This window comes from Rhodoferax ferrireducens T118 (assembly GCF_000013605.1).
GTDB lineage: Bacteria > Pseudomonadota > Gammaproteobacteria > Burkholderiales > Burkholderiaceae_C > Rhodoferax > Rhodoferax ferrireducens.
The window spans coordinates 1,504,375-1,526,537 of sequence record NC_007908.1 but is presented as its reverse complement, the minus strand read 5'-3'; the positions used below and the strand labels follow the sequence as shown (position 1 = coordinate 1,526,537).

The following is a 22,163-nucleotide window of genomic DNA, read 5'->3' as shown; positions in this document are numbered from 1 at the left end:
GCACCACCACGGGCCGATTCCAGGCGCAACGTTATCTACCGCACAGACGCTGGCGCAATAGCCTCCTACATTGGCACCCAATCGGTTCGCATCCCGCGCAGCCGAATCAGGAGCCAGTTCATGAACCTCCCCCGCACAAACTTTGTTTTGCCGCACGGCTGGGCCGACGACTTCGCCGCGCATCAACGCTCGTTGCGGCAATGGTGGTACCGCTTGCCCGCCGGCTTGCGCTCGCCGGTCTGGTCGACCATTCTGGGAAGTCTGACCATCCTGGGTCTGCTGCTGGCTTTTCATCAGGTCGTGTATGAGGCGGTGCAGCAAGGCGAGTTGCGGCACAAGGCCTACGCCCTTCAGGCCGAGGCCACCTGGCGCTGCAAAGCCTTGCCCGCCCGCGGCGCAAGCGACAGTTGCCTGTTGCAACTGAGTGCGTCGGCCAATGGCAGTGGCCTATCAAGCGCCGAGAATGCGCAACTGGCAAGCCAGTGAGACGATCCGCCAGCACGCGTAAGCATTTTTTTGCTATTACATTTATAGCTAACTACGCTTATTTCACGGGAGCTAGAGGTCAAAATGCTTCAAGCCATACCGTCAACTCGTGGCTTGAGATAGCGCCTTGTCAGACAACGCCAGTCAAGGCCTGGCAAACAAATAGGAGAGTTCCCGATTCATTTGGTCGGCGTCTCCCGCGTTCAACTCCAGGAGTCGGCGCAGCCGGGTCATGCTGAGTACCTCAATGTCCTGGCATTCGATGCCGACGCGCTGATCTTCCAGGTGCACAATTTTCCCGGCCATCTCGATCGCCTCACCGCCATCCGTCAGCGGCAGCACCAGGCGGCATTTTTCCTGCAGCACCAGCGGCTGCGCGGTCGCGGTCTGCACCAGGGCGCCCTTGAGCGCGATGTCGACCAACTGCACGCTGATCGTGCGGTCATGCAGTTGCAGCGACACCTCGGCGGCAAACGGTATGCGTGAAAAATGGCGCAGGCTTTTAACCGGTGTTGTCTTCATGATGAAACTCCCAAATAGCTGGCACGCGGCCTCACGCGACGGTGACTCAGTGCCAAGGTTACGAGACCTTGCTGTCAAATGCAACTTCGGAAAAGGGTCGGGCTGCAAAAAATGCGCTGCTGTCGGGCTGCAGCGCGGGGTGATCAATGCCGCTGCGACCCAAGCGCTGCAGCGCACAGTCGCGCCGCTGGGGCAGCACCTTGAGCATGCGCCCGGCCAGCCAACTGCATCTTCAGGCTGGTGTCGCCCTTGCGCAGATGACCCAACTCACTGCCAAGTGAAACGAAAATGGACGCGAAAGAATCTACCAAAATCAAGCATGCAACGATTTAGTCCTTGTCCGATATTGAGAAAGGACGGGAATACTCTCCCGTAAGCCTCATAGCTGCGACGCGGGTGGTCGGCCACCGCTTGCGCGGCGCGTTTCGCGCAGCATAAAGAGATAAAGCCCCTCCACCTTGTCGCGCGCCCACGGCGTTTTGCGCAAAAATTTCAGACTAGACGCCATGCTGGGGTCGCTGGCGAAACAGCGCACCGGAATGCGCTCCGCAAGTCCCGCCCAGCCGTAGTGCGCCACCAGCGCGGTGACGATGGCCTCCAGGGTGAGCCCATGCAGGGGGTTGCGGATTTGGACAGGAGCTTGGCCGGGTGGTGTATTGGGTGGGGAAGGAGGCGTTTGCATGCCGCGATTTTGACATCGCCCGGATCAGCGTCAGTGGGCGGGGTCACAAGGCCTGCTCTTTGACCACTTGGCGCCCACAGCGTCGTAGGCGCTCTGCCGTTTGGGACCTCAGCCCATTGATTGCCATCCCGGACAGCAGCGCTAGGCAGCAAGCCAGCTAGAATACGCGGCTTGGAAGCTTGGCAGAGTGGTCGATTGCACCGGTCTTGAAAACCGGCAAACCGAAAGGTTTCTAGGGTTCGAATCCCTAAGCTTCCGCCAATGAAATCAGACACGTACACGACAACGGCTGGCACTTCAAGCATGGGCCGGTCGAGCATACAAACAAGATCACGCCTGCACCGATAGGCAGCCCTTGATACTTGAAACCCAAGCCGATATGCTTAAGAAGCGTGCATCTGGCAGCTACACCTTGCATGGCCTCGCGGCGGTCATGAACGTTCATCCTTCGGTCGTCAAGCGTGCCGCCTACCGTGTCACCAAACCAAACCACTCCAGTCTGACATAGACACCTTTTGGCGCCTGCTACATTCCGTTCATGGGAATGCAGGATCGAGACTATTACCGCGAGTGGTGGAAAGAGAAACAAGGTCACGTTGAGAAGCCTTCTTTTCGCTCGCCTGTTTCTGTTGGTGAAGATGATGGGGCTGCATATCTGCGCTCAGCCGCCCGAAAAGAATCATCTTGGCACCCGGTTTTAACTCTCTTGGCGACAGCGGCCATATGTGGCGCGACCTACCTTGTTCTCCTTCTAATCGCGCATTTTTTGCACATTAAAAGATAGCCCTTTACGCCCATGAAAGAATGGCTCATTACAATTGAGCCGCTGTTGAGCGCCGGACTCGGCGCATTCTTGGCATATTTCTTCACGTCCCGAGCAAAGCGTGATGAATCAATCATTCACTTTAAGGAAGAAAAGTACGCCAAGCTATTGGTCAAGTTACAAGGGTTCGTCGGCACCACCACGTCTGGCAAACTGAAACGAGAATTCTTCGAGGAACAATATCAATCGTGGCTATATGCTTCTGACGAGGTTATTGAGGCAATCAACAATTTGGTGGCTCTCGTAATTGCGAATCGAGGCGCAACTCCTGATCCCGAAGCCGGGCGTAAGGTGGTTGGAGAAATTGTTCTCGCCATGCGTCGTGATCTATTGAAGAAGACAGCCCTCTCCCATGGCTCGTTCAGGTACACCGATGTTCACGAGTAACCCCAAGGCTACCGTGTCATCAAACCAGATTCGTCCAGTCTCAAACGAAAAAGCCCGGTTGGTCCGGGCTTGCTTGTTGATTTTTTGGCACCGCTTCCGCCAAACGGTCTTAGGCGTAATTTGTAGACAGCTTTTTTCGAGCAATAGACAAAAAAAAACCTCGCTACCGTTATGGCAGCGAGGTTTTTTTACTAAAAAATACTTTTTTCAGTGCCGCAAGCCGGCTTCTGAAAAGGCGCTAAGCCGCTAAATCAAGCGCTACGCGCAGGGCGCTTCTTGGCGTCGCGCGGCACAAACACCTTGCCGCCATTACCGGGCTTCGCACCCATCGGCTTGCCAAACGCAGGCTTGCGGGCGCCAAAGTCGCCGCGCGGTGCTGCACCGTCGTTGCGGGCGCCGGCAAAACGATCATTAAAACCGCCTTTGCGTTCGTAGTTGAAGCCTTCGGGTGCACCACCACTGCGCGCATCGCGTTGACCGAAGCCGTTGTTGCTGGCATTTTGGTAACCGTTGTTGCCTGAATCACGGGGCGCGCCCGCGTTTCTGTCCGCAAAGCCACCACGATTGGCGCCGAAACCGCCAGGACGGCCACCGCCACCAAAACCACGCTCACGCGAATGGTAGTCACCGCCACCGCCACGGCTTTCACGGCCACCAAAATTGGAAGTGGGACGCGAATCAGGGAAGCGCTGTTGCGGCTCCATGCCGGGAATGGTTTCGCCCTTGAGCTGCTGGTGGGTGTAGTGCTCAATGTCCATGATCTTGCGACGATCGCGGAACTCGGCAAAGGTCACGGCAATACCGTCGCGCCCGGCACGCCCGGTGCGTCCAATACGGTGCGTGTAATCTTCTGCCTTCATCGGCAAACCAAAGTTGAACACGTGCGTGACTGTGGGCACGTCGATGCCGCGCGCAGCCACATCGGTTGCGACCAGAATCTGCACCTGACCTTGGCGCAGCGCCATCAAGCGTCGGTTGCGCAGGCCCTGGCTCAAAGCACCATGCAAGGCAACGGCGGAGAAGCCTTCTTGCTGCAGGTCGTTGGCCAGGCCGTCACACTCGATCTGGGTGCTGGCAAATACCAGCGCCTGATTGATGGTGGTGTCGCGCAACCAGTGATCCAGCAATTTGCGCTTGTGCTGGGCGTTGTCAGCCCAGAACAGCTTTTGGCTGATGTTGGCGTGTTTTTCTTGCGGCGAATCGATCTGCAAACGCTGGGGTTCGCGCATGACACGTGAGGCCAGTTGCTGGATGCGCGGTGCAAACGTGGCACTGAACATCATGGTTTGCTTGCGCTCAATGGTCAACTGGTTGATTTCCGCCAGGTCATCGGAGAAACCCAGGTCCAGCATGCGGTCGGCTTCGTCAACCACCAGGAACTGCACCTGATCGAGCTTGATTTGCATCGAGCGCTGCAGATCCAGCAAACGCCCCGGTGTGGCCACCACGAGGTTGGCATTTTGCAGCTTCGCAATTTGCAGCTGGTAAGGCATGCCACCCACAATGTTGGCAACGCGCAGACCGCGGCAATGCTGTACCAGATCAATGGCGTCATGGGCCACTTGCTGGGCCAGTTCCCGCGTCGGGCAAACGATCAAGGCGCCGGGCGCAGCAGGTGCGAAATGGCGCGGGTTGGTCGGGTCTTTGCGCTTGGCGCGCTTAGGGGGCGCCTCACCTTTGGCCGCAGCATCGGCCACGGCGCGCTCGAAATCGCTGCGTTCTTTCGCCTCGGCTTGCGCCATTTGTGTCAGCAGGGTGTGCAACACGGGCAACAGGAAAGCAGCGGTCTTGCCACTACCGGTCTGGCTCGACACCATCAGGTCAATAAAGCGTGCGGCGTCATCACTTGCACTGTGGCCTTGCATGGCCAGGGGAATGGTCTTGAGCTGCACCGTGGTGGGCTGGGTGAAACCCAGGTCTTTCACGGCTTGAATCAACTCGGGGGCCAGGCCCAGAGTGACAAAGCCATTGGGAACCTCGGCAATGGCCTCAACGGCGGCAGGCACCTGGGCAATTTGAATCACTGCTGCGACTTGCGCAGGGTTTTGCGTCACTTCGACAGTGTCATTGGAAAAGTTTTCGACAAGCGAAATATCGCCCGTCGCTTGAATAGCGTCAGTCATGAATTTACTCACACGCGAGCGCCGCAAGGTATGCGACTGCTCCGTCAATGGTTAAAAAACATCAACCATCAAACGGAACCTGCTCTGACTCACAAGGAGTTCAATCAGCGCTGGGGCCCTTTTGTGGAAAACGCAAATGCGATTTCGCTGCGGGCCTGTGAATGAAGGGAGATGTACAAATATGCACGGCAGTTTGCAGTGCAGCCGCGAATTATGCCACGGATTCGGGTTTCTACCTAATCAGCCATCCTGATGAAGTGTTTCCGGTAGTGCTCCAGTTCGTCAATCGACTCGTGCACATCGGCCAACGCCGTGTGGCGCTGCTTCTTTTTGAACGATTTGTACACATCGGGGCGCCAGCGTTTGGACAGCTCTTTGAGTGTGCTCACATCCAGGTTGCGGTAGTGAAAAAAAGCCTCCAGCTTGGGCATGTACTTCGCCAGAAAACGCCGATCCTGCCCGATGCTGTTGCCACACATGGGGGCGCCCTTCTTGGGCACATACTGACTCAGGAATTCGATGATCTGCGCCTCAGCCTGCGCCTCCAGCAAGGTCGAGGCTTTGACCTTGTCGATCAGGCCCGTTTTGCCATGCGTGCCTTTGTTCCATTGGTCCATCTTGTCAAGCAGTTCATCGCTTTGATGGATCACCAGCACCGGGCCCTCGATTCGGCATTCAAGATCGGGGCCGGTGACGATCACGGCAATCTCAATGATCCGCTCAATCTCCGGATCAAGACCCGTCATCTCGCAATCAAGCCATACCAGGTTTTGGGCAGATTTGGCCAGCGTTGCGCTCGCCACAGGGGTGTTGGTGGAATCCATAGTGGGAATTGTCGCCGATGACATAAACTCGCTCGCCATGGCTGATCCGTTTCCTTCTCTTTCCCTTTCATTGGTGTTGACCTTCGCTTTTGCGCTGGCGTTGCTCGCCGGTCTGGTGTTGAACTTCTGGCTCAGCTCCCGGCAGATCCGGCATGTGGCACAACACCGTGGGCAGGTGCCGCCGGCCTTCGCCCAGACCATCCTGCTTTCCGCGCACCAGAAAGCGGCCGACTACACCATCACCAAGGCACGTTTTGGTTTGCTGGAGCTGACGCTGGGTGCCGCCGTTCTTTTGGGTTGGACCTTGCTGGGCGGGCTGTCAAGCCTCAACCAGGCGCTGCTCGGGTGGCTGGGCGGCGGCATGGGGCAGCAAATTGCGCTGCTCGCGGCGTTCGTGCTGATCAGCGGCCTGATCGATTTGCCCGTGACCCTGTACCGGACCTTCGTGATCGAGGAGCGCTTCGGCTTCAACAAGATGACGCCCAAGCTCTGGCTGCTGGACTTGCTCAAATCAAGCCTGATCGGTGCCGTCGTTGGCCTGCCGATTGCCGCACTGATTTTGTGGATGATGGGCGCGACGGGACACTGGTGGTGGCTGTGGGCCTGGGGCGTGTGGATGGGTTTCAATTTGCTCCTGCTGTTGATCTACCCGACCTTCATTGCGCCGCTGTTCAACAAGTTTGCGCCACTGGAGGATGAAACACTCAAGACCCGCGTGACGGCGCTGATGAAACGTTGCGGCTTTGCCGCCAAGGGCTTGTTTGTGATGGATGGCTCTAAACGCAGCGCCCACGCCAACGCCTACTTCACCGGCTTTGGCGCATCCAAGCGGGTGGTGTTTTATGACACCCTGCTGGCCAAACTGTCTGCCGGTGAAGTGGACGCCGTGCTGGCGCACGAACTGGGCCACTTCAAGCACAAACACATCATCAAGCGCATCGTGTCCATGTTTGCCCTCAGCCTGGTGGGCTTTGCCCTGCTGGGCTGGCTGGCAACGCAGGCCTGGTTTTATGCCGGGCTGGGGGTTCAGCCCAACCTGGGTGCGCCCAATGACGCACTGGCGCTGTTGTTGTTCATGCTGGCGTTGCCGGTTTTCAGCTTCTTCATCGCGCCTGTTATGGCCCACTTCTCACGCAAGCACGAGTTTGAGGCCGATGCCTATGCCGTACGCCAGACCAGCGGCCCGGACCTTGCCACAGCGCTGCTCAAGCTGTATGAAGACAACGCGTCGACGCTGACACCGGATCCGCTGTATGTGAAGTTCCACTACTCGCATCCGCCGGCGTCCGAGCGTCTGGCGCGGATAACAGCCTGAACACAGCGATCGAATAAGGCCATGAACACTATTCATAAGACAAATGAGGCTCTAGCCCCCGTCAAACATGCGCTTAAAGCTACAGAAGTTGTAGCAAATCTGGCCAAACTGGAAGGCTGGAGGCTGGCTGGCGATGGTGCCGCAGTGGCCATTGAAAAGACCTTCACCTTTGCGAATTACGACGAGACCATTTCCTTCGTGAATGCGGTGGCCTTCATCGCACACAGGCAGAATCACCACCCCGACTTGTCGGTGCACTTCCAGCGCTGCGTGGTGCGCTTCAGCACCCATGACGTAGGTGGCCTCTCGATGGCAGATTTTGACTGCGCGGCGCGGGTTGACGCGCTGTTGGCATGATGACGGCGCACCAAGGACACGCTTGATGGAACGAGCCACACTCGACCGCGGCCTGATCGTCGCCAACTATGGTCGCCACTTTCTGGTCGAGACACCGGAAGGAAAGCGACTGATTTGCCACTCGCGCGGCAAGAAAAGCCAGGGGCTGGTAGGCGATCGCGTCCTGTGGCAGGCCTCGCAGGACGAAGGCACGATTGAAAAGATCGAAGAACGTCGCAACGTGTTCTACCGTCAGGATGAAATTCGCACCAAGTCATTTGCGGCCAATCTGGACCAGATATTGATCCTGATCGCGGCGGAACCCGAGTTCTCCAGCAGCCAGCTTTCGCGTGCCCTGATCGCTGCGGAGGCGGAGCACATCACGCCCATCATTGCACTCAACAAAAGTGATCTGGTCGAGCCCTTTGCGCGCGCCTGGGCGTGGCTGCGGCCTTACCGGCAAATGCATTACGGCGTGCTGCCGCTGTCCCTCAGACAGTCAGGTGACGCTGATCGCGCCGAACTGCTCAAGCTGCTGCACGGTAAAACGACGCTGGTGCTGGGGCCGTCGGGCGCGGGCAAAAGCACCTTGATCAACCTGCTGGCACCGGGCGCACTGGCGCAGACGGGCGAGATTTCGCAAGCCCTGAACTCGGGCAAACACACCACCACCAGCACCACCTGGTACTGGGTCGACGCGGACAAGACCACGGCTTTGATTGATTCGCCGGGCTTCCAGGAGTTTGGCTTGAACCACATCGACCCGGCGCAATTGGCTGCTTACATGCCGGACTTCAAACCCCATGTGGCCAACTGCAAGTTCTATAACTGCAGCCACCTGCATGAACCCGGTTGCGGCGTCATGGCAGCCGTCAAACCCGACGGTAGCCCGGACGGGATCAGCGCGAACCGCTACAAGATTTACAGCGACTTGTATGCGGAGTTAAGCCAGCGCCGCAAGTACTGAGCCCAGCGCCTGCACCAAAGCATCGCAGTGTGCCGGCGTGCCGATGCTGATACGCAAGTACTGCTCGATACGGGGCAGTTTGAAATGCCGCACCAGCACACCACGTGCACGCAGGGCGCCGGCGATAGCGGCCGCATCATGGTGCGGATGCCGTGCAAACACAAAATTCGCCTGTGACGGCAGCACCTTGAAGCCCAAATCTTCCAGCGCCAGCACCAGCCCTTCGCGGCTGCTCATGACGGCGCGGCGCGTCTGCTCGAACCAGGCCTGGTCCTCAAAAGCCGCCACCCCACCGGCAATGGCCAAGCGGTCCAGCGGATAGGAATTGAAGCTGTTCTTGACCCGCTCCAGCGCATCGATCAGATGCGCCTGGCCGCAGGCAAAGCCGACACGCAAGCCGGCCAGCGAACGCGACTTGGACAGGGTGTGAACCACCAGCAAGTTGGGATACTGTGCAATCAAGGGAATGGCGCTGTCGCCGCCAAAGTCCACATAAGCCTCATCCACCAGCACGACGCGCTGCGGGTGCAGACGCAGGAGCCGTTCGACCTGTTGCAGTGGCAGGCCAACGCCGGTGGGCGCATTGGGGTTGGCGATGACCACGCCAGCCACCGAAGTGCCATCCGTGCGCGCATAGGCCGAGACGTCAAGGCACATCGCCTCTGTTAATGGCACCATCTCAACCGGGATATTGAAAAGTCCGCAGTAGACCTTGTAAAAGCTGTAGCTGATGTCGGGCATCAGCAAGGGGCAACCATGCTGGAAGAAAGCACAGAAGGCATGCGCGAGTACTTCATCGGAGCCGTTACCCAGGAACACCTGGTGCGCCGCCAGTCCGTGATGGGCCGCAATGGCTTGGCGCAGTGCCGTTGATTCAGGATCGGGATAAAGCTGCAAACCCTGCTGCGCCGCCAGCTGGATGGCGGCAATCACACGGGGTGACGGCGGGTAGGGATTCTCGTTGGTATTGAGCTTGACCAGCTTGTCGATCTTGGGCTGTTCACCCGGCACATAGGGCACGAGTCGACTCACCACCGGGCTGTAAAACGAGGTTTCCGGGCAAGAATTCTGCTTCAATTTAAATAGCAACTTATGCAGTAGGAACGGGGGCTAGAGGCCAATTTTTTATAAAAAACTAGCCCAACAGCCGGGCCAGTGTCAACAGCGCGAGCAGAAACATCCACATCACCACGGCGCGCCACACCAGGCCAACAATAATGACCAGGTGGGCCAACTCAGGTGTCTGTCCCGGCCTGGCTTCTCTACGCCTGTCAACCGTTCCTGGCGGCAACGCCGGTGCGCTGTTGGCCGCAACAGCAGTCACCGGGGCGGCGACACCCAATCTGATATTCACGGCGCCCGCCGTGGCGGCCAGGACAATACCGTCGTTGTCCCCGTTAAAGCGCGACTCGTAATTTCGCCAACCATCAATCGCATCCTCAAAACTCCCCACCACCGCAAAGCTGATCGCCGTGATGCGGGCGGGCAGCCAGTCAACTGCCGTCCAGATCACAGTCGCGGTCTGCTGCAGTGCATCACTGACAGGCTGATGATGGGCTTTGCTCTTGTGCTGCCAGTAGCGGGCAACAAATTCACTCAATCGGTACAGCACCGCACCCGTCGGGCCGAAACCAAAAGCCGCCAGCACCGAGAACCAGGCCAGCACGCCGAACACATGGCGATGCGCCGACAGCACCGAATGCTCGATGACGTGCCGGACAATTTCGCTGCGCGGCAAGTCGCTGGCATCCATCTGCTTCCAACTGGCCAGCAACTCGCGCGCGCGGTCTTCGTCACCGTCGGCCAAGGCATCCCGAATCTCGGTGAAATGGAAACTGAATTGCCGAAAGCCCAAACAGGCATAAAGCACTGCGGCGCTCCAGATCACCCCCAAGGGCCAACCCACAAACGTGATCAACAACCAGTAAATAAGCAATGCCGCCACGGACGGGCCACCGACCGCGAAACCCCATGCCAGCCAGCCGTGAAACGGCTTGCCGGCGTCAAAATTCTGGGTACTCCAACGCACCCAGGCACGCAGCGCGGCATGGATCGGGTTACCTTTGCTCAAGGGTCGGGCCTGCTCAAGCAGCAGGGCAAAAAGCACTGAGATAAAGCTCATGGCTTCATCATAACGGCACAACGCATCAGGCTGACAGCAGCCGGTAAAAGTTGCGCAGCATGCCCGCCGTGGCGCCCCAAATGAAGCGCTGGCGCAACTGATCCTGATAGGGCATGGAGAACCATTCGCGCCGGACGCCTTCCCACTCAAAAGCATGACGCCGATGATGCGCGGGATTCATCAGAAATTCCAGCGGCACTTCGAAAATATCGGCCACTTCGTAGGCATTGGGGGTCAGCGAGAAGCCCGGCTGCACCAGGGCCACGACCGGCGTGATGATGAAGGCAGACCCCGTCACGTAGTGTGGCATCACGCCCAGCACCTGCACAAAAGCGGGGTCCAGCCCAACTTCTTCTTGCGCCTCGCGCAAGGCCGTGGCGGCTGCATCAGCGTCATCTTCATCGGCTTTGCCGCCCGGAAAGGCAATTTGCCCGGAATGCGTTGACAAATGCATGGTGCGCTCGGTCAGCAAGACGGTCGGGTGTTCGCGCATCACGATTGGCAGCAGCACCGAGGCATGCATCGGTGCCCGATCCAGAAATTTTTTCTCCGCCAGCAGTTCAGGTACCCACACCGGGGGCGAAGCGAAGCGTTGCCGCAAGGCCGCCGGCTGCAGCGATGCCAATGGAACCGCCGGCAAATGGGAATCCACACCAATAACCGGGATCTGGCGCGGATCGAACTGCGGCAGGCTCGACAGCGGCCTATCGGGCAAGTTGATTGACATGGGGAACCATGTTTTTAAAAAAAGACAACAAAAAAGCCGCCCCAAACATCAGCTGGGACGGCTTTTTTGCAGAGCAGCTCGCTTATACAGCAGCCGTCTTGATCTTGCGGGCTGGCAATTTTTCTTTGATACGCGCCGACTTGCCGCTACGGTCACGCAAATAATACAGTTTGGCACGACGCACATCGCCACGACGCTTGACTTCGATAGCGGCGATCAACGGACTGTAGGTCTGGAACGTACGCTCGACACCTTCGCCGCTGGAAATCTTGCGTACCGTAAACGCGCTGTTGAGGCCACGATTGCGTTTCGCAATCACAACGCCCTCATAGGCCTGCACACGTTTGCGCGCACCTTCAACCACGTTGACACTCACAACGACAGTGTCACCAGGGGCAAATTCGGGAATTATTTTTCCAAGACGAGCAATTTCTTCCTGCTCAAGGGTTTCGATCAGATTCATGATGTCCTCAAATGATCTTGGATGCGCCAGTGTCGGGATTGACACAAAGAGCCAACTGCACACAGCAGTCGAACGGCCAGCCAGAGGATCGGTAAGCCCGCTATTATAGCCAGATCAAGTGTTTCCTCGTGAAAAACTGGTGTCTTGGCAAACGCTTTCCAGCGTCTTTCAGACTTGGCTGGCCAGAAAGGCTTCATCGGCGCGACTCAAACGCCCATCCCGACGCGCCTGGTCGATCAATTCAGGGCGCAAACGCAAAGTCAGCGCCAGCCGCTGTTCGCGCCGCCAGCGCTCAATCTGGACATGGTGCCCCGACAGCAGCACCTCCGGCACTGGCCGACCCAACCAGTTCTCAGGCCGGGTGTAGTGCGGGCAATCCAGCAAGCCGTCCAATACGGGGTTAAAGCTATCCTGCTGGTGACTGTCAGCCGCATTCAATACACCGGGTTGCAGGCGCGCCACGGCATCGAGCAAGGCCATGGCCGCAATTTCGCCACCCGACAGGACAAAGTCACCCAGGCTGATCTGCTCGGTGACATAGGCATCGATAAAGCGCTGATCCAGGCCTTCGTAGCGGCCACAAATCAGGATCGCACCCTGGCTGTCGGACCAACGCTGCACCATGGCATGGTTCAGCGTCTGGCCCGCAGGCGAAAAAAGCAGCACCGGGGCGATTTCGGTTCGTTGAGACTGGATGCTCTTCAGGCATTGTGCCAAGGGCTCGGCCATCATGACCATGCCCGGGCCACCGCCAAACGGACGGTCATCGACCCGCCTGTAATTGCCTGCCGCAAAATCACGCGGGTTGGCCAGTTGGACATCGACCAAACCCGACTCAAACGCGCGTCGCGTAATGCCACTGGTCAAAAATGGGGCGAATAGCTCGGGAAACAGCGTAACGATGTCAAAACGCATGGGGCAACGCTTAGAAGTCCGCTTGCCAATCCACCAGAATGCGATGACCGGGCAAATCGACCTCGTCGATATAAACCGAGACAAAAGGAATCATCCGCTCCTGCGCCTTGCCATCTTGCGAGTACTCCAGCACCAGCACGGTCTGAGCCCCGGTCGAGAGTAATTCTTTCACCGTGCCCATTGCCACACCCTCGCGATTGACCACGTTCAGCCCAATCAGGTCAACCCAGTAATATTCGTCTTTTTCTGCGCTTGGGAAACTGGAGCGGGCCACAAAAATACGCGCCCCGCGCAAAGCCTCAGCGGCAGTGCGGTCATCCACTGCTTGGGCTGACGCGACCACGGTGTCTGAATGCACCTTGGCTTCCTTGATCGCCAGTTGGGCCACACCAGAGAAAGTTTTTGCACCTTTTTCGGCTGGCAGCAGAAACCAGCGCCGGGCAGAAAAAAGCGCCTCGGGATCGGCGCTGTAGGGCAGGACTTTGAACCAGCCTTTGATGCCCCAGGCATCCGCGATGCGCCCGACTTCGATCGCATCCGCCGGCAATTCGGCGGCTTCAAGGCCAGGCAACATCACAATAAAATCAAGCCGCTTTTTTGGCCGCTTGACTGATCAGGCGTTCCACCGTGGGAGAGGCCTGAGCGCCAACGCTGCGCCAGTAGGTCAGGCGGTCCTGTGCAATGCGGATGCTCTCTTCATTGGCAGTCGCAATCGGGTTGTAAAAACCCAGGCGTTCGATGAAACGGCCGTCACGACGGGTGCGCTTGTCAGCGACGACAATATTGAAAAACGGGCGTGCTTTTGCACCGCCACGGGCGAGTCGGATGACGACCATGATTTATCCTTTGGGAGACGGAGTTTGACATCCATCGTTTGATTCAGTATCTAATTCAGCGTTTGAGACACGCGACATAGCCACCCGGCCAGCGACACACTGAATAGCCGCACATTATAACGTTCCAATTTATATGACACTCATTCGCCCCAGCCAAACTGAAGACATCCCGGCCATCGCCGCCATTTATGCCCGCCATGTGCTGCACGGCACCGGCACCTTTGAGATTGATCCCCCCTCGCCAGACGACATGGCGCAGCGCCGCGTTGACGTCCTGGCCAAGGGTCTGCCGTATCTGGTTGCTGCAAAAGGCGATCAGGTGATGGGTTTTGCCTACTGCAACTGGTTCAAGCCACGCCCGGCCTATCGATTCTCGGCCGAGGACTCGATCTACCTGGCCGATGAAGCCATCGGACAGGGCCTTGGACGCGCGTTGCTGGCGGAACTGATGGCCCAGGCCGAAAAAGCAGGCGTACGAAAATTGATCGCGGTCATCGGCGACTCAGCCAACCACGGATCGATCGGCGTGCACCGGTCTGCCGGGTTTTCCATGGTCGGCGTGCTCAAATCATGCGGCTGGAAATTTGATCAGTGGCTCGATGTGGTCATGATGGACAAAGCCTTGGGTCTGGGCGCTACCCGCGCCCCGCAAACATAATCAATCCTTATGAAAAACAAAACTGTGGCCGCCTGGCTGGCCTTCGTCGGCGGCCCCTTGGGCCTGCACCGTTTCTATTTACACGGCAAGGGCGACCTGCTCGGTTGGCTGCTACCGGTGCCCACGGCACTGGGCCTGTATGGCCTTGAGCGTGTGCAGCAAAACGGTCTGGACGACCTCTGGAGCTGGGTCTTGATACCCTTGCTGGGTTTCACCATGGCCGGTTGCGCCTTGAACGCCATCGTCTATGGTTTGATGACGCCTGAGAAGTGGAACGCCCGCTTCAATCCGTCAGCATCAAAGGATGCGGCACCCGGGCGCACCAACTGGTTCACCATTGGCGTCATCAGCCTGGCCCTGCTGGTGGGCACCACGGCACTGATGAGCAGCCTGGTGTTCAGCTTTCAACGCTATTTCGAATACCAAATCGAGGAAGCGCACAAGATTTCTCAGTGAAATCTCCAGCTTTAGAACTCTAAAAAATCTGCAGGCTAAGCCAATAGGCCAAAGCCGCTACCAACGCCGTGGCCGGAATTGTGAGAATCCAGGCCCAGATAATGTTGCCTGCCACACCCCAGCGCACAGCGCTGGCGCGCTGGGTGGCGCCAACACCCACGATAGCGCCGGTGATGGTGTGCGTGGTCGAAACTGGAATGCCCAGAATTGCCGCAATGAAAAGCGTGATGGCGCCCCCTGTTTCGGCACAAAACCCATGCACCGGCTTGAGCTTGGTAAGCCTCTGCCCCATCGTCTTGACAATACGCCAGCCGCCAAACATGGTGCCCATGGCGATCGCCGAATAACAAGTCAACACCACCCAGGTCGGTGGCGATTTGTCTGCCACCGCGGTGTAGCCAGTGGCGATCAACAGCATCCAGACAATGCCGATGGTCTTCTGCGCATCATTGCCGCCGTGACCCAGACTGTAAGCCCCGGCCGACACCAGTTGGAGACGACGAAACCAGCGATCAACACGACTCGGCGTACTCAGGCGCAAAGTCCATGAAACCGCAATCAGCATGAGCGATCCAAGCAAAAAACCCATCAAAGGCGACACAAATATGAACAGCACGGTCTTCATCACGCTGGCAAACACCAAAGACGAAGCACCGGCTTTGACCATGACAGCACCCACAATGCCACCGATCAGAGCGTGGGACGAACTACTGGGAATACCGAAATACCAGGTAATGAAATTCCAGCTGATGGCCCCGATAAGCGCACCAAAGACAATATGCACGTCCACCACGCCCGGTTGCGCCAACCCTTTGCCGATCGTGGCAGCAACGCTGAATTGGAAAACAAAAATGGCAACAAAATTGAAAAATGCCGCAAAAAGCACCGCCTGCCCCGGCTTGAGCACGCCGGTGGACACTACCGTCGCAATTGAATTGGCAGCGTCGTGAAATCCGTTCATGAAATCGAACACCACGGCCAGTACCACCAGCAATATCACGACCCACAACCCCACCTGAACCGATGCCATGACGGATCGGCCTCAGGAATTCTCGAGGACGATGCCCTCGATGACGTTGGCAACGTCTTCGCATTTGTCGGTGATCGTCTCCAGCAATTCATAGATCGCCTTGAGCTTGATCAATTCCCGCACGTCCGGCTCTTCCCGAAAGAGTTTGCTCATGGCACTGCGCATGATGCGGTCGGCGTCCGACTCCAACTGGTCGATCTCTTCGCAGGTCTTCAGGGCTGCCTCCGCTGTTGCCGGGTCGGCAATCCTGGCCAATAGTTTCACGGCGTCGCGTACCCGCTCGCAGCATTTCACGCTGACGTCGGTCAGACGCACGATATCGTCAGTCATATGGTGCACGTCGTACAGAGCCATGGTTTCAGCCGAGTCCTGGATCAGGTCGGCGATATCGTCCATGGTGTTGATCAAACAATGAATTTGCTCGCGATCAATCGGCGTGATGAATGTCTTGTGAATGCCTTTGTTGACTTCGTGCGTGACGCGGTCGGCCGCGCGTTCAGCGATATCAACGTCCTGATTGAATTTCTGGCGCAAGTGCGGGTCACTGTAATTGGCCACCAGTTTGGAAAACGCGTGGGCCGCCTCCACGATTCGGTCAGCATGCTGGTTAAACATTTCAAAAAAATTGCCTTCACGAGGCAATAACTTGGCAAACAGCATCGCTTACTCCAGGGGAAATTTATCAGTCAGATGACGTTTCGATGACAGGCGGGAGTTTAACCGCCGCCCCGGTGGTACCTGCTAAGGCGATGATCGATGTGCCTGGCGCTTCCAGAAATGCCCCATCAACGGCTTGACGCTGATACCGTGCAAAAGAATGGACAGCGTCACAACAACCAGTGTCAGTTGAATCAAGTGCAGAGCCAGTGGCTCGGGCAAGCCGTGTTGAATGGCATACATCAAATAGTAGAGCGAGCCGATGCCGCGCACACCGAACCAGCCGATCATGCCGCGTACCGGCCAGGTGGTACGCGTACCCAACAGACCAAGCAGAACACTGACCGGGCGCGCCACCAGAAACAAAAACAATGCCACTCCAACCGCTTCCCAGCTCCACGAGTTCAAAAACAATGTGCCACCGACCAATAGAACCAGCACCACTTCCGACAACCGCTCCAGATGCTCCTTGAATACCAGTGATCCTTCGCTCACCGTGGGCAGCGGCTCAAGGTCAGGAATTGAAGGGTTTCTTTGGCCTGTCTTTGCATCGGATTCATTCGGAACCTGACCCTCGTCCGTGGCATGCTGCGCTGCTTTGGCCAGCTTCAGCTCAGTTTGACGCAAGGCGACGGCCGCAAAGAAAACGGCCAGAAAGCCCCAGGCGTTCAGCATCACAGACAAGCCATAAACGACGCCAATCAGCCCGAGGCCGAGGAAGTCATCCATCAACTCATGTTGATGCGGCGCACGACGCAATTTCCAGCCCAGGCGCGCCAGCGCCACCCCCGCCACGACACCAATCGCAATGCCACCTGCGATAGCCCACAGCACATCGACCACGACCCAGCGCAGGTTGAAATCGCCGAGTTCATGCAGGCCCAGCATACCCAGCCCCAGCATCACAAAGGGGAACGCACTGCCGTCGTTCATGCCCGCCTCGCAGGTCAGAGTAAAACGCAGCTGGTCGCGGTCGCCAGGGTGACGGCTTTGCACATCGGTGGCCAACACCGGATCCGTCGGTGCCAGGATCGCGCCCAGCAGCACGCCTGCACCCAGGGGCAAGTCCAGCATGTAGAAGGCAAAGGCAGCAACCAATGCCACCGTCATACTCATCGACACGGTCGCCAGTAAAAGCGGCGCGCGCCAGCGCGAAAAGCTGAACGGCACCGGCATTTTGACGCCCGCAGAAAACAGGGAGATCAAGACCGCGACTTCAGTCAAAACCTCCAGCAGCGCTGATTCCTTGAGTGGATTGAAGTGAAATAGATTGAATACGCTAGGCCCCACCAGCAAACCCACCGCCAGATAAAACATCGCGGCCGTGACCGGCGAGCGCTTAAGCAGGGTCGGCGTGAGACCCCTGACAAGCAATAGGCCGCCGATCAACGCAAACCAGTAGGCGTTAGTCATTGAGAGGGTGCTGATTCATTCGCATGTGTTTAGTTCGGGAACGAGCCATCCTGCCGCAAAACCACGCCAAAGGCAAGGAAACCGGGACCTGTCCTACGCCCGGCCACCAGGCCAGGATGAATAATGCACGCATGCAAATTCAAATCAATACCGACCATCACATTGAAGGTCACGAGGCGCTGGCGGCATGGGCTACTGGTGAGGTCAAAAGTGGCTTGAGTCGTTTCAGCGCCAGTGTGACAAGGGTGGAGGTCCACCTGAGCGACGAAAACGGCCACAAGAGTGGACCGGATGACAAACGCTGCGTGATGGAAGCTCGCGTGCAAGGCCGACAACCCCTGGCGGTGACGCACAACGCACCAAGCCTGTACCTGACAGTGACCGGCGCGACCGAGAAATTGTCACGATTAATTGACAGCACCCTCGGACGAGCGGCGCGCCCAGCCGCCCTGCCCGAGCCACTTAATCAGAACTGATCGGACAGGCAACACATGGGCACAGACCAAAAAAAAACCACCTGACGGTGGTTTTTTTAGCTCAAAGCAGAAAGATTCAGCTTACTTCTTCGGAGCTTCTTCAGCAGCCTTGACTGCGTCGACAGCAGCGGATGCTGCACCGGTGGCAGCAGATGCTGCACCAGTGGCGGCAGCAGCCGCGTCGGTGGCAGCAGCGGCAGCAGCAGCAGGGGCGGTTTCAACGACGGCAGGTGCAGGAGCTGCAGCAGGTGCGGGAGCTTCTTCTTTTTTGCCACAAGCGACCAAAGCAGCAGCAGCAATTACAGCGGCCAAAACGAGCGATTTATTCATTTTAAAAATTACCTAATAAGTTGACGAAACAATTTCCGGAAATTGTCAATGCAGAAAACTGCAAGGACCAAGTAAAAATGACTCGAGCTCTTTTTACTTAGCGACATATTATAGAGTGAAAATTTGATGCCGGATGTCTGCGCCTGAAGACATCGGCCAAGCAATGAATGCTGTCGTGTAGCGCACGCGGCAAGCCTTTCACACACAATATTTGCTCAGCAGAAAACTGACCCCAATTTAAAGAATTGGCATTTGGCTTGAAATAACAGCAACTGATATCCCAAACCATTTTCGCGCTTGCGTTGACCCGGCGCTCGATTCAGCTCCAGGCGTCCATCAGGCTGGCACCTTGCTCAAGCAAAAATTCCTTGAAGGCCCGGGCCGCTGGTGACAGTTTTTTGCTGCTCAGATGCGTGAGATACCAGTCGCCCATCCAGGGCAGGCCCTCAATATCCACGAGCGCGATGTGACCGCTGGCCAATTCATGGCGCACGGTGCGCAAGGACAAAAAGCTCAGACCCATGCCCGCCATGACCGCTTGTTTGATGGTCTCGTTGCTGGGCATTTCCATCACCTTGTTCAGCGCAGTTTTGTTGGCGGCAAACAGTCGCTCCATCGCGGCGCGGGTGCCCGAGCCCTCTTCGCGCACCACAAAGGCATGCTCAGCCAGCACGGTAAATGGCAAGTTCTTGCGCCGCACCAGGGCGTGTTCGGGCGCCGCCAGGATCGCCAGCGGATTGCTGGCAAAAGCGGTCGCAACGCAGTCCAGATGGGCCGGGGCGCGGCCCATCATCACCAGGTCAACCTCGTTGCGTGCCAACAGGCCCAGCACATTCTCCCGGTTGTCAATGCTGAGATGAACCTCAACGCCTTGAAACAACTGCTTGAAGCGCACCAGCAACATCGGCACAAAGTACTTGGCAGTACTGACCACCGCCAGGTCGATACGGCCTTTTTTCAAACCCACATGCTCGGCCATCAAGGCCTCCAGATTTTTGAGCTGCCCCATGGCCGCCTGGGCGTGGGTTAAAAACACCTCACCCGCATGCGTCAACTGGATGTTGCGGCCCAGCGGCTCGATCAAGGGCACGCCAAAAGCGTCCTCCAACTGGCGGATTTGCATGGATACGGCCGGCTGAGTGACAAACAAGCGCTCGGCCGCCTTGGAGACCGAGCGCTGCTTGGCCACCTCCATAAAGGTTTGCAGTTGCTTCAGGGTATAGGGGCGCATGGACATACTTTTTTCATCAGTTTTATCTGATGACTTATTAACAAAACGTGATTAGATTTTATGGATTAAGGTGTTTAAAGTAAATCCGTCACAAGCGATAGGCATGCACCTTGCGCCGACCTGATGGAGAAACCCGATGTCAACCCCCTGCCCTGCAAGCCCTGGCTTTTGTCGATGGCACCATGGCCAATACCAAGAGCGCGCACTGCAACGCATTCGATCGGGTGTATGCCGAGATGGGATTGGACTGCGTGTGGCAGCAGACCTTGTACATACGGAAATCCCGCTCCATTGCTCTGAAGGAACTGCCATGCCCTTGACCTACCGATCCACCCTGACCCAATTCCTGATCGAGGAGCGCCGCCGCTTCCCCAACGCCAGTGGCGACTTCAATGCGCTGATTCTGGACGTCGCGCTGGCGTGCAGGGCCATTGCCCGCGCGGTGGCCTTGGGCGAGTTGGGCGGCGCCATGGGCAACCACGCCGCCGAGACCGGTGGCAGCGTCAACGTGCAGGGCGAGACACAAAAAAAGCTCGATGTGCTGAGCAACGAGGTCTTCATTCGGCGCACCGAATGGGCGGGCAATCTAGCCGGCATGGCATCTGAAGAAATGGAACTGCCGTATCAGATTCCGCAGCAGTACCCGCGCGGCAAATACATGCTGGTGTTTGATCCGCTGGACGGCTCCAGCAATATCGACGTCAACGTCTGCGTCGGCAGCATCTTCTCGGTCTTGCGGGCGCCGCAAGATGCGCTCGACAGCGGCCGCGACCTGAACGAGGCCGACTTTTTACAGGCCGGGCGCCAGCAAGTGGCCGCCGGCTATGCGGTGTATGGTCCGTCCACCCTGCTGGTCCTGACCGTGGGTAACGGTGTCAATGGTTTCACACTCGACCCCAATCTGGGTGAATTCATGCTGACGCACCCCAAGATGCAGATTCCGCCGGAAACCCACGAGTTCGCCATCAACGCCTCCAACAGCCGGTTTTGGCAGGCGCCCGTCAAACGCTATGTGGACGAATGCCTGGCGGGCCAAACCGGGCCGCGCGGCAAAGACTTCAATATGCGCTGGATTGCCAGCATGGTGGCCGAGGCGCACCGCATCCTGATGCGCGGCGGCGTCTTTATGTACCCGCGCGACAACAAGGACCCCGCCAAACCAGGCCGCCTGCGTCTGCTGTACGAAGCCAACCCGGTGGGCATGCTCATGGAGCAGGCGGGTGGACGGGCTTCGACCGGTGAGTTGCCCATGCTGGACGTGCAGCCGACCTCGCTGCACCAGCGCATCGGCCTGGTGTTTGGCTCCAAAAATGAGGTAGAGCGCATTGAGCGCTACCACGCCGAGCCGGTTCAGGCCGAACCCAGCAACCCGCTGTTTGCCGAGCGCAGCTTGTTCAGGTCTTAATTTGATAGCTACTCACGCTTATTCAGCGTGGGCTAGAGCCCTATTTCATATAAATTTTTATCCAAAGGGGGAGAACCCGCCATGTCGATACGCCATCCCATCATCGCCATTACCGGCTCCAGCGGTGCCGGCACCACCTCGGTGACCCGCACCTTCGAGAATATTTTTCGGCGTGAAAAAATCACGGCCGCTGTGGTTGAGGGCGACAGCTTTCACCGCTTTGACCGCCAGGCCATGAAGGCCCAGGCAGCCGCAGCCGAAGCCGCGGGCAACAAAAACTTCAGCCACTTTGGCCCCGAAAACAACCTGTTTGCCGAGCTGGCCGAGCTGTTTCGGGCCTACGGCGAAACCGGCCTTGGCAAGCGCCGCAAATACCTGCACGACGCGGAAGAAGCCACGCCCTACAAGCAGGAGCCTGGCACCTTCACCCCCTGGGAAGACGTGCCGAGCGGCACCGACCTGCTGTTTTACGAAGGCCTGCACGGTGCCGTGGTTACGCCCGAGGTCAACATCGCGCAGCACCCCGATTTGCTGATTGGTGTAGTGCCGGTGATCAACCTGGAGTGGATTCAGAAGCTCTGGCGCGACAAGAAACAGCGCGGCTACAGCCTGGAGGCAGTCACCGACACGATCCTGCGGCGCATGCCCGATTACGTGAACTACATCTGCCCGCAGTTCATGCACACTCATGTCAACTTCCAGCGCGTGCCAATGGTCGACACCTCCAACCCGTTCATTGCGCGTGACATTCCGAGCGCCGACGAGAGCATGGTGGTGATCCGTTTCGCCAACCCCAAGGGCATCGATTTCCAGTACCTGCGCAGCATGATTGACGACAGTTTCATGAGCCGCGCCAACACCATCGTGGTGCCCGGCGGCAAGATGGAACTGGCCATGCAGCTGATCTTCACGCCTTTTGTCTGGCGAATGATGGAACGGCAAAAAAAGGTGACCAGCTGAACCGCTCATTCATCATGAA

At 57.7% G+C, this 22,163-nt stretch carries 28 protein-coding genes and 1 tRNA gene; 13 read left to right on the top strand and 16 right to left on the bottom strand.

Annotated features, from left to right (window positions below):
• The first annotated feature begins 120 nt into the window (after positions 1–120).
• Positions 121–486 carry a hypothetical protein gene (locus RFER_RS07130; RefSeq protein ID WP_011463719.1) on the top strand — a complete coding sequence of 122 codons (366 nt, stop codon included), beginning with the start codon at positions 121–123 and terminating at the stop codon, positions 484–486.
• 144 nt (positions 487–630) lie between these two features.
• Here the strand turns inward: RFER_RS07130 and RFER_RS07125 are convergent, their stop codons facing one another.
• Positions 631–1,008, bottom strand: a complete 378-nt coding sequence (locus tag RFER_RS07125) for a PilZ domain-containing protein (RefSeq protein WP_011463718.1) — start codon at positions 1,006–1,008, stop codon at positions 631–633.
• Between the two features lie 146 nt (positions 1,009–1,154).
• Here RFER_RS07125 and RFER_RS24855 point away from each other — a divergent pair, with 146 nt between their 5' ends.
• Entirely contained in the window at positions 1,155–1,289 is a 135-nt protein-coding gene (locus RFER_RS24855; RefSeq protein WP_279587699.1) for a hypothetical protein, read from the top strand.
• Between the two features lie 98 nt (positions 1,290–1,387).
• Here RFER_RS24855 and RFER_RS07120 read toward each other — a convergent pair whose 3' ends face one another.
• Positions 1,388–1,690 carry a VF530 family DNA-binding protein gene (locus RFER_RS07120; RefSeq protein WP_011463717.1) on the bottom strand — a complete coding sequence of 101 codons (303 nt, stop codon included), beginning with the start codon at positions 1,688–1,690 and terminating at the stop codon, positions 1,388–1,390.
• Between the two features lie 173 nt (positions 1,691–1,863).
• Here RFER_RS07120 and RFER_RS07115 point away from each other — a divergent pair.
• The 3 genes from RFER_RS07115 to RFER_RS07110 all read left to right on the top strand — a co-directional run bounded on the left by RFER_RS07115 (position 1,864) and on the right by RFER_RS07110 (position 2,900).
• Positions 1,864–1,951 (top strand) — tRNA-Ser (locus tag RFER_RS07115).
• 118 nt (positions 1,952–2,069) lie between these two features.
• A complete protein-coding gene (locus tag RFER_RS24850; RefSeq protein WP_279587698.1) occupies positions 2,070–2,198 on the top strand; it encodes a hypothetical protein in 129 nt (42 codons plus the stop codon).
• A gap of 288 nt (positions 2,199–2,486) precedes the next feature.
• Entirely contained in the window at positions 2,487–2,900 is a 414-nt protein-coding gene (locus RFER_RS07110; protein WP_011463715.1) for a hypothetical protein, read from the top strand.
• A 251-nt stretch (positions 2,901–3,151) separates the two neighbouring features.
• Here RFER_RS07110 and RFER_RS07105 read toward each other — a convergent pair whose 3' ends face one another.
• Positions 3,152–5,023: a DEAD/DEAH box helicase gene (locus RFER_RS07105; protein ID WP_011463714.1), complete on the bottom strand. Its 1,872-nt coding sequence runs from the start codon at positions 5,021–5,023 to the stop codon at positions 3,152–3,154.
• Positions 5,024–5,259: 236 nt separating this feature from the next.
• Positions 5,260–5,847: an oligoribonuclease gene (gene orn / locus RFER_RS07100; protein ID WP_041790334.1), complete on the bottom strand. Its 588-nt coding sequence runs from the start codon at positions 5,845–5,847 to the stop codon at positions 5,260–5,262.
• Positions 5,848–5,884: 37 nt separating this feature from the next.
• On the opposite strand from orn, the gene RFER_RS07095 reads away from it, so the two are divergent.
• The 3 genes from RFER_RS07095 to rsgA are packed head-to-tail and all read left to right on the top strand — an operon-like array spanning position 5,885 to position 8,465.
• Positions 5,885–7,162, top strand: coding sequence for a M48 family metallopeptidase (locus RFER_RS07095; RefSeq protein ID WP_011463712.1), 1,278 nt, complete (start codon positions 5,885–5,887; stop codon positions 7,160–7,162).
• 21 nt (positions 7,163–7,183) lie between these two features.
• Complete coding sequence (locus RFER_RS07090; RefSeq protein WP_011463711.1) at positions 7,184–7,519, top strand: 4a-hydroxytetrahydrobiopterin dehydratase; 336 nt, start codon at positions 7,184–7,186, stop codon at positions 7,517–7,519.
• Between the two features lie 25 nt (positions 7,520–7,544).
• Positions 7,545–8,465, top strand: a complete 921-nt coding sequence (gene rsgA / locus RFER_RS07085; protein WP_011463710.1) for a ribosome small subunit-dependent GTPase A — start codon at positions 7,545–7,547, stop codon at positions 8,463–8,465.
• On the opposite strand, the gene hisC is transcribed toward rsgA, so the two are convergent.
• The 7 genes from hisC to rpsP all read right to left on the bottom strand — a co-directional run bounded on the left by hisC (position 8,442) and on the right by rpsP (position 13,528).
• Positions 8,442–9,542, bottom strand: a complete 1,101-nt coding sequence (hisC, locus tag RFER_RS07080; RefSeq protein WP_049765621.1) for a histidinol-phosphate transaminase — start codon at positions 9,540–9,542, stop codon at positions 8,442–8,444. The two genes, rsgA and hisC, sit on opposite strands and share 24 nt — an antisense overlap.
• Positions 9,543–9,600: 58 nt before the next feature.
• Positions 9,601–10,587 carry a CobD/CbiB family protein gene (locus RFER_RS07075; protein ID WP_011463708.1) on the bottom strand — a complete coding sequence of 329 codons (987 nt, stop codon included), beginning with the start codon at positions 10,585–10,587 and terminating at the stop codon, positions 9,601–9,603.
• Between the two features lie 25 nt (positions 10,588–10,612).
• Positions 10,613–11,314 (bottom strand): CoA pyrophosphatase, encoded by a 702-nt coding sequence (locus tag RFER_RS07070; protein WP_011463707.1) that lies wholly within the window; start codon positions 11,312–11,314, stop codon positions 10,613–10,615.
• Between the two features lie 82 nt (positions 11,315–11,396).
• Positions 11,397–11,777: a 50S ribosomal protein L19 gene (rplS, locus tag RFER_RS07065; protein ID WP_011463706.1), complete on the bottom strand. Its 381-nt coding sequence runs from the start codon at positions 11,775–11,777 to the stop codon at positions 11,397–11,399.
• A 168-nt stretch (positions 11,778–11,945) separates the two neighbouring features.
• Positions 11,946–12,692, bottom strand: coding sequence for a tRNA (guanosine(37)-N1)-methyltransferase TrmD (gene trmD, locus RFER_RS07060; RefSeq protein ID WP_011463705.1), 747 nt, complete (start codon positions 12,690–12,692; stop codon positions 11,946–11,948).
• A 10-nt stretch (positions 12,693–12,702) separates the two neighbouring features.
• Positions 12,703–13,266, bottom strand: coding sequence for a ribosome maturation factor RimM (gene rimM / locus RFER_RS07055; protein ID WP_011463704.1), 564 nt, complete (start codon positions 13,264–13,266; stop codon positions 12,703–12,705).
• Positions 13,267–13,276: 10 nt separating this feature from the next.
• On the bottom strand, positions 13,277–13,528 hold the full coding sequence (gene rpsP / locus RFER_RS07050; protein WP_011463703.1) for a 30S ribosomal protein S16: 252 nt from the start codon (positions 13,526–13,528) through the stop codon (positions 13,277–13,279).
• Between the two features lie 133 nt (positions 13,529–13,661).
• Here rpsP and RFER_RS07045 point away from each other — a divergent pair, with 133 nt between their 5' ends.
• Both RFER_RS07045 and RFER_RS07040 read left to right on the top strand, forming a co-directional pair.
• Positions 13,662–14,186, top strand: a complete 525-nt coding sequence (locus RFER_RS07045; protein WP_011463702.1) for a GNAT family N-acetyltransferase — start codon at positions 13,662–13,664, stop codon at positions 14,184–14,186.
• Positions 14,187–14,195: 9 nt separating this feature from the next.
• Positions 14,196–14,642: a TM2 domain-containing protein gene (locus RFER_RS07040; protein WP_011463701.1), complete on the top strand. Its 447-nt coding sequence runs from the start codon at positions 14,196–14,198 to the stop codon at positions 14,640–14,642.
• Positions 14,643–14,661: 19 nt separating this feature from the next.
• On the opposite strand, the gene RFER_RS07035 is transcribed toward RFER_RS07040, so the two are convergent.
• From RFER_RS07035 to RFER_RS07025, 3 genes are all read right to left on the bottom strand, one after another.
• Positions 14,662–15,672 (bottom strand): inorganic phosphate transporter, encoded by a 1,011-nt coding sequence (locus RFER_RS07035; protein ID WP_011463700.1) that lies wholly within the window; start codon positions 15,670–15,672, stop codon positions 14,662–14,664.
• A 12-nt stretch (positions 15,673–15,684) separates the two neighbouring features.
• Positions 15,685–16,332 (bottom strand): DUF47 domain-containing protein, encoded by a 648-nt coding sequence (locus RFER_RS07030; RefSeq protein WP_011463699.1) that lies wholly within the window; start codon positions 16,330–16,332, stop codon positions 15,685–15,687.
• 81 nt (positions 16,333–16,413) lie between these two features.
• Positions 16,414–17,742: a cation:proton antiporter gene (locus RFER_RS07025; protein ID WP_011463698.1), complete on the bottom strand. Its 1,329-nt coding sequence runs from the start codon at positions 17,740–17,742 to the stop codon at positions 16,414–16,416.
• A 131-nt stretch (positions 17,743–17,873) separates the two neighbouring features.
• On the opposite strand from RFER_RS07025, the gene RFER_RS07020 reads away from it, so the two are divergent.
• Positions 17,874–18,218 (top strand): HPF/RaiA family ribosome-associated protein, encoded by a 345-nt coding sequence (locus tag RFER_RS07020; RefSeq protein WP_011463697.1) that lies wholly within the window; start codon positions 17,874–17,876, stop codon positions 18,216–18,218.
• Positions 18,219–18,274: 56 nt separating this feature from the next.
• On the opposite strand, the gene RFER_RS07015 is transcribed toward RFER_RS07020, so the two are convergent.
• Positions 18,275–18,517 carry a hypothetical protein gene (locus RFER_RS07015; RefSeq protein ID WP_041790331.1) on the bottom strand — a complete coding sequence of 81 codons (243 nt, stop codon included), beginning with the start codon at positions 18,515–18,517 and terminating at the stop codon, positions 18,275–18,277.
• 350 nt (positions 18,518–18,867) lie between these two features.
• Positions 18,868–19,779 carry a LysR family transcriptional regulator gene (locus RFER_RS07010; RefSeq protein ID WP_244095823.1) on the bottom strand — a complete coding sequence of 304 codons (912 nt, stop codon included), beginning with the start codon at positions 19,777–19,779 and terminating at the stop codon, positions 18,868–18,870.
• A 310-nt stretch (positions 19,780–20,089) separates the two neighbouring features.
• Here RFER_RS07010 and RFER_RS07005 point away from each other — a divergent pair, with 310 nt between their 5' ends.
• Together RFER_RS07005 and RFER_RS07000 are read left to right on the top strand one after the other, a co-directional pair.
• Entirely contained in the window at positions 20,090–21,184 is a 1,095-nt protein-coding gene (locus tag RFER_RS07005; protein ID WP_011463694.1) for a class 1 fructose-bisphosphatase, read from the top strand.
• A gap of 81 nt (positions 21,185–21,265) precedes the next feature.
• Positions 21,266–22,144, top strand: a complete 879-nt coding sequence (locus tag RFER_RS07000) for a phosphoribulokinase (protein ID WP_011463693.1) — start codon at positions 21,266–21,268, stop codon at positions 22,142–22,144.
• Positions 22,145–22,163: the final 19 nt, after the last annotated feature.

Bases quoted from the DNA above. Each gene is read 5' to 3' on its own strand.
- RFER_RS07130 (WP_011463719.1), top strand. From the start codon at position 121: ATGAACCTCCCCCGCACAAACTTTGTTTTGCCGCACGGCTGGGCCGAC.
- RFER_RS07125 (WP_011463718.1), bottom strand. From the start codon at position 1,008: ATGAAGACAACACCGGTTAAAAGCCTGCGCCATTTTTCACGCATACCG.
- RFER_RS24855 (WP_279587699.1), top strand. From the start codon at position 1,155: ATGCCGCTGCGACCCAAGCGCTGCAGCGCACAGTCGCGCCGCTGGGGC.
- RFER_RS07120 (WP_011463717.1), bottom strand. From the start codon at position 1,690: ATGCAAACGCCTCCTTCCCCACCCAATACACCACCCGGCCAAGCTCCT.
- RFER_RS24850 (WP_279587698.1), top strand. From the start codon at position 2,070: ATGCTTAAGAAGCGTGCATCTGGCAGCTACACCTTGCATGGCCTCGCG.
- RFER_RS07110 (WP_011463715.1), top strand. From the start codon at position 2,487: ATGAAAGAATGGCTCATTACAATTGAGCCGCTGTTGAGCGCCGGACTC.
- RFER_RS07105 (WP_011463714.1), bottom strand. From the start codon at position 5,023: ATGACTGACGCTATTCAAGCGACGGGCGATATTTCGCTTGTCGAAAAC.
- orn (WP_041790334.1), bottom strand. From the start codon at position 5,847: ATGGATTCCACCAACACCCCTGTGGCGAGCGCAACGCTGGCCAAATCT.
- RFER_RS07095 (WP_011463712.1), top strand. From the start codon at position 5,885: ATGGCTGATCCGTTTCCTTCTCTTTCCCTTTCATTGGTGTTGACCTTC.
- RFER_RS07090 (WP_011463711.1), top strand. From the start codon at position 7,184: ATGAACACTATTCATAAGACAAATGAGGCTCTAGCCCCCGTCAAACAT.
- rsgA (WP_011463710.1), top strand. From the start codon at position 7,545: ATGGAACGAGCCACACTCGACCGCGGCCTGATCGTCGCCAACTATGGT.
- RFER_RS07075 (WP_011463708.1), bottom strand. From the start codon at position 10,587: ATGAGCTTTATCTCAGTGCTTTTTGCCCTGCTGCTTGAGCAGGCCCGA.
- RFER_RS07070 (WP_011463707.1), bottom strand. From the start codon at position 11,314: ATGTCAATCAACTTGCCCGATAGGCCGCTGTCGAGCCTGCCGCAGTTC.
- rplS (WP_011463706.1), bottom strand. From the start codon at position 11,777: ATGAATCTGATCGAAACCCTTGAGCAGGAAGAAATTGCTCGTCTTGGA.
- trmD (WP_011463705.1), bottom strand. From the start codon at position 12,692: ATGCGTTTTGACATCGTTACGCTGTTTCCCGAGCTATTCGCCCCATTT.
- rimM (WP_011463704.1), bottom strand. From the start codon at position 13,266: ATGTTGCCTGGCCTTGAAGCCGCCGAATTGCCGGCGGATGCGATCGAA.
- rpsP (WP_011463703.1), bottom strand. From the start codon at position 13,528: ATGGTCGTCATCCGACTCGCCCGTGGCGGTGCAAAAGCACGCCCGTTT.
- RFER_RS07045 (WP_011463702.1), top strand. From the start codon at position 13,662: ATGACACTCATTCGCCCCAGCCAAACTGAAGACATCCCGGCCATCGCC.
- RFER_RS07040 (WP_011463701.1), top strand. From the start codon at position 14,196: ATGAAAAACAAAACTGTGGCCGCCTGGCTGGCCTTCGTCGGCGGCCCC.
- RFER_RS07035 (WP_011463700.1), bottom strand. From the start codon at position 15,672: ATGGCATCGGTTCAGGTGGGGTTGTGGGTCGTGATATTGCTGGTGGTA.
- RFER_RS07030 (WP_011463699.1), bottom strand. From the start codon at position 16,332: ATGCTGTTTGCCAAGTTATTGCCTCGTGAAGGCAATTTTTTTGAAATG.
- RFER_RS07025 (WP_011463698.1), bottom strand. From the start codon at position 17,742: ATGACTAACGCCTACTGGTTTGCGTTGATCGGCGGCCTATTGCTTGTC.
- RFER_RS07020 (WP_011463697.1), top strand. From the start codon at position 17,874: ATGCAAATTCAAATCAATACCGACCATCACATTGAAGGTCACGAGGCG.
- RFER_RS07010 (WP_244095823.1), bottom strand. From the start codon at position 19,779: ATGCGCCCCTATACCCTGAAGCAACTGCAAACCTTTATGGAGGTGGCC.
- RFER_RS07005 (WP_011463694.1), top strand. From the start codon at position 20,090: ATGCCCTTGACCTACCGATCCACCCTGACCCAATTCCTGATCGAGGAG.
- RFER_RS07000 (WP_011463693.1), top strand. From the start codon at position 21,266: ATGTCGATACGCCATCCCATCATCGCCATTACCGGCTCCAGCGGTGCC.